The organism is uncultured Oscillibacter sp. (assembly GCF_910579365.1).
Taxonomy (GTDB): domain Bacteria; phylum Bacillota; class Clostridia; order Oscillospirales; family Oscillospiraceae; genus Oscillibacter.
On the sequence record NZ_CAJTUX010000088.1, the window covers coordinates 1 to 4,269 of the forward strand.

A 4,269-nucleotide genomic window follows, 5' to 3' on the forward strand; every position below is an offset into this window, starting at 1 on the left:
GGCAATCGCTTTGGAAAACAGGAGGGAACAGACAACGGAAATCAGCAGGGAACAGATTAACGAGATAAGCAGGGCTTTTTCTACTGCCTCGGTCACAAACTGCTCCTGCCGGATGCTGACAAGAACATCATCTTGGGTACTCAATGCAAGCTGCATCTGTGGGGCAAGCAGATAGATTAGCCCATGCGTGACAACAACGACAAATAACATGATGCTCATGGTATAGAGAAATATCTTCGGAAACAATTTTAAGCGTTTCATGGCTGCACCTCATATTTATAGCCGATACCCTTGACTGTTACGATGCAGTCAAGCCGCAGTTTTTTCCGCAGATTTTTGATGTAGGTGTCCACAGTTCGGTCGATGATCGGATAGTCAGCGCCCCACAGTTCGTCCAAAATCTGCGAGCGGGTCAGCACCAGTCCTTTATGTTCCACCAGCAGCCGGAGCAGATCAATTTCCTTGGGCATGATGTCGATCTTCCCGGCGCTGTCGCTGGCGGTGTAGCCGGAGAAATCGACGGTCACATCGCCAAAGGTTATCGTTTGGGGTAACGGGGCCTGCCCGCTTCGACGCAAAAGGGCGGTAATCCGCCTCCCCAGCAATACCATAGAAAAGGGCTTTGTCATGTAGTCATCGGCCTGCTCGTCAAAACTTCTGACTTGGGTATATTCGTCCTCAATAGCTGTGAGCATCAGAATAGGTGTTGCGTTTGTTTGCCGTATCTCATGCAGGACAGACAGGCCGCTGACGTGGGGCAGCATAATGTCCAGCACAACAAGGTCGATGCTGTTCTCACGGAAAAGCTGTAACGCTTCTCCACCGTCGTATGCTGGGATAACCTTGTGGCCCGCTGGCTTTAGGTATTCACAAATTGCATCGTTGGTTTTGCAGTCGTCCTCGACAATCAGCAGTGTTGCCATCAGCGCACCTCCTTTTGGATGCAGTGTAGCACACAAATGTGGAATGTATATGAAATTCTAACAGCAAAAATATGTACGGTCAATTAAATGTGATTAAATCATTCTCCCAGCAATAGGAATTATTAAAGCTAAAGAATAGAATTGTATAGACATATCCAAACCAAGAGATGAACAGTAGAATGTAACAGGGTGATATGAATATGGCAAAAAGGCCCGTACCACGATATGATTTCAAGGCTTTTGGGGCGGCAATCAAGGCGGCGCGGCTGGAACGCAAGGAGAGCCGGAAAAAGGTATGTGACGAGATGTACTTATCCCCGCGCTATCTTGCCAACATTGAGAACAAGGGCCAGCACCCAAGCCTGCAAATCTTCTTTGAACTAATGCTGCGCTACAACATATCCGTTGACCAATTCCTTTTGGAGCGGCCCATAGGGAAGGACACCCAGCGCCGCCAGCTTGATGTTCTGCTGGATGGCATGGGCGATAACGGGTTGCGGATCGTGACCGCAACAGCAAAAGAAATCGTGCAGATTGAACAGGCCCAACCAAACGGACAGGAGGACGCTTGACCGCGCCCTCCTGTCCCGCTCTGCCGCTATTGCCCCATGCACCTGGCCCGGAGCAAATCACACTGTCTTTTTATCTCGGCGGTTTCCTGTTCGGTCAAATCCCGCTCATTGTCGGTTATCTGATCTTCCATAAAACTTGCGTAGGTGTCCAACAGGCTATTCATCAAAATTTTTGGGGTCGCCATATATCTGGCCTTGTACCAGTCGTCCCTTTTCGGTTCCCAGGCCATCAGCGTATAGCCGTGGCTGGTGGTAATGACCTCATATAGCGGGTCTTGTTTGAGGTAGTCCCCGAAAACCTCTAACACCTTTTCAAATGTCATCATAAATAATCCCCCCGCATTTCATATGTACCGCCCATTTGCTCAAAGATAGATTTTTCCATCATAATACCCCCATCATCGTATTTTTACTGTCTTTGCGCTGATTGTCTTTACCAGCAGTTCGTCCACGCAGTCGGTATAGCGCCCTTGGGCGATCAGTTTGTTGCGGAACTCGTTCAGATAGAACACCAGCCGCCGCCACTCCGCTTCATCAAGATACAAGTAATGTTTTTTCATTGTCCGCCCCTTTCTTTCGGGACGGATGTTTCAGCACTCTTGCCCTGAAACACCGCTCCCCTATGTAACCGCCGAAGCGGTAACAGATACGGATGGTCTGCTCCACTCCGTCATCTGTCGCCGCCCGGTCAAAAACCTCAATGCGTTCCACCAAGAGATTGAGGGTTTCGGCGGTCAATTCCTGGATACCGGCGTACTCCGCCATCAGGTCGGCCCACTGTATCGCGTTCTGCCGGGTGTCCCTGACCTCCTGCATGGCCTGCTCCAGCGCGTCGATCTGCTCCAGAAGCTGGGCCTGCTCTGCCTGATACTTGTCCACCAGCCGGGTGAAATTGTCATTGGAGATACGCCCGGACAGGGAATCCTCATACAGTCGGTCAAACATCCGGGTCACTTCATCATAGCGTCTCCCGGCCCTGCTTCAGCTTGCCCTCGCTGCTTTTCGCCCTGCTGCCCTCCGCTTTGTCATTCATCCTGATTGCCAGGGCAACGGCCTTGTCCCTGTCCTCATAGGCAAGCTGGGCGTGGTACTGGATGTCGGCCAAAACCGCGTCGTACAGGTCATCATAGAAAATGCGGTGGTCGGTACACGCTTTCGTGTTATGGGCATAGGTGGTACAGACGTAAACCCTGTGCCGTTTCCCCGTCCAGTAGCGCAGGCCCAGCGCCTTCCCGCACGTCCCACACTTCACCAGCCCGGAAAAAATAGATACAAAATTGTCAGTCGTATCGCGTCTACGGCTCAGGATTTTGGCGTTTGCCCCGTCAAATACCTCTTGTGACACCAACGGCTCATGGGTGTTGTCTACCCGTATCTGCTCCGCTTCGGGGACTTTTTTGAATTTTCCAACCTTAAACACAATTTCTGTTTTGCACATCACAGTGTGTCCGAGATAAAGAGGATTGCCAATGATATTACGGATAACTGTATGCGACCACTCATATTTGTTAGCCGGGTTTTCAAAGCGTTTCTGATACTGTTTCTCCCCTCGTTGATGGAGCCACCAGGAGGGACAGGGCACTTGCTCCTGACGGAATAACGTGGCAATTTTGTTCGTCCCCATACCAGCGTTGGCATACTCGAATATCCGCTTCACGATCCACGCCGTTTCCTCGTCCACAATCAGCTTATTGTGGTTATCCGGGGCCTTGCGGTAGCCGATGGGATTAAAGGATGAACGGTAAAGCCCCGCCTTTGCCCTGGCTCGTATGGACGAACGGATTTTGCGGGAATTGTCCCGGCTGTAAAACTCGTTCATGACGTTTTTCAGCGCCGCTATGTCGTTGTTCTTGTTGGCGGTGTCCACGCAGTCATTGACCGCGATATAGCGGATATTCTTCATCGGAAAGTAAATTTCTGTAAAATGCCCCACCTTCAAATGGTCGCGGCCCAACCGGGATAAATCCTTGGTGATGACCACATCAATTTTGCCCGCTTCGATGTCGTCCAGCATACGGTTAAAATCTGGACGGTCGAAATTAAGGCCGCTCCATCCGTCGTCCACATAGACCTCCACCACCAAAAAATTATGCTCTCTGGCGTATTGGGTCAGCATGGCCTTTTGCGTCCTGATACTCTCGCTGTCCCCCTGGGCCATATCGTCTTTCGACAGGCGGCAGTAGAGGGCTGTCCGTAAAACACCCATTCAGATGACCTCCTTTTCCTGATTTCTGTCCTCATTGTAATGCGCATCTTTCACATTCTCAAAGGTGCGAACGGGGCATTTCCCACGCCGCACAGCATCCACCAGCAGGGAGATGAATACCTCCCGCATATCCGCGCCGCCCGAATAGACCGGCTGTAACGTTATCTTCGGACGTATAACTTTTTTCGCCATAGCCGTATACCCTCCCATCAAGCACAGAGGGGGAGCGCCCGCAGGCGTTCCCCCTCGCAAACATCATTCAAACAAAACTTTTTGCAAGGCCAGAAAGAGGTTTTTCGCTTCACCCTGCGTCAGCACGATACCCTTGCCGCATTTCTCCCGCCCCGGCGACCAACTGCGAATATCGTACTTCGGCTCCGCGCCGTTCCATGATACCAGGTTGATTTCCTTGGTGTAGCCGCTGCCGCTGACCGACAGAACGGCGATTTCTTCCGTGATTTTCATATCAATGCTTTTCATCATCAGACCACCCTTTTTGATTACCGGCTCTCCCGGTTCCGCTTGCGCCGCAATTCCCGTTCCAAAAGACGGATGATGGTTTCCTCCA

Annotated in this window: 8 protein-coding genes and 1 pseudogene; 1 reads left to right on the forward strand and 8 read right to left on the reverse strand. The window is 51.2% G+C overall.

All coding sequences use genetic code 11. The features are described 5' to 3' along the window. Positions 1–261, reverse strand: a pseudogene (locus tag QZ329_RS13865) (sensor histidine kinase); the annotation flags it as partial. Further along, the gene (locus QZ329_RS13870) at positions 258–923 is read right to left on the reverse strand and encodes a response regulator transcription factor (RefSeq protein WP_295753593.1); all 666 of its coding nucleotides are present in this window, start codon (positions 921–923) and stop codon (positions 258–260) included. The pseudogene QZ329_RS13865 and the gene QZ329_RS13870, both read right to left, overlap by 4 nt. Positions 924–1,123: 200 nt before the next feature. Between QZ329_RS13870 and QZ329_RS13875 the strand changes: the two genes are divergently transcribed. Next, positions 1,124–1,495, forward strand: a complete 372-nt coding sequence (locus QZ329_RS13875) for a helix-turn-helix transcriptional regulator (RefSeq protein ID WP_295753594.1) — start codon at positions 1,124–1,126, stop codon at positions 1,493–1,495. Positions 1,496–1,521: 26 nt separating this feature from the next. Here the strand turns inward: QZ329_RS13875 and QZ329_RS13880 are convergent, their stop codons facing one another. The 6 genes from QZ329_RS13880 to QZ329_RS13905 all read right to left on the reverse strand — a co-directional run bounded on the left by QZ329_RS13880 (position 1,522) and on the right by QZ329_RS13905 (position 4,181). Then, entirely contained in the window at positions 1,522–1,821 is a 300-nt protein-coding gene (locus tag QZ329_RS13880; protein ID WP_295753595.1) for a hypothetical protein, read from the reverse strand. Between the two features lie 72 nt (positions 1,822–1,893). Continuing rightward, a complete protein-coding gene (locus QZ329_RS13885; protein WP_295753596.1) occupies positions 1,894–2,055 on the reverse strand; it encodes a hypothetical protein in 162 nt (53 codons plus the stop codon). Beyond that, positions 2,030–2,440 carry a DUF4368 domain-containing protein gene (locus QZ329_RS13890; protein ID WP_295753597.1) on the reverse strand — a complete coding sequence of 137 codons (411 nt, stop codon included), beginning with the start codon at positions 2,438–2,440 and terminating at the stop codon, positions 2,030–2,032. Before QZ329_RS13890 ends, QZ329_RS13885 begins: the two co-directional genes overlap by 26 nt. Positions 2,441–2,453: 13 nt before the next feature. Then, positions 2,454–3,701 (reverse strand): recombinase family protein, encoded by a 1,248-nt coding sequence (locus QZ329_RS13895; RefSeq protein WP_295753598.1) that lies wholly within the window; start codon positions 3,699–3,701, stop codon positions 2,454–2,456. Continuing rightward, entirely contained in the window at positions 3,702–3,893 is a 192-nt protein-coding gene (locus QZ329_RS13900) for a hypothetical protein (protein WP_295753599.1), read from the reverse strand. Between the two features lie 63 nt (positions 3,894–3,956). Then, on the reverse strand, positions 3,957–4,181 hold the full coding sequence (locus tag QZ329_RS13905) for a PC4/YdbC family ssDNA-binding protein (protein ID WP_295753603.1): 225 nt from the start codon (positions 4,179–4,181) through the stop codon (positions 3,957–3,959). Positions 4,182–4,269: the final 88 nt, after the last annotated feature.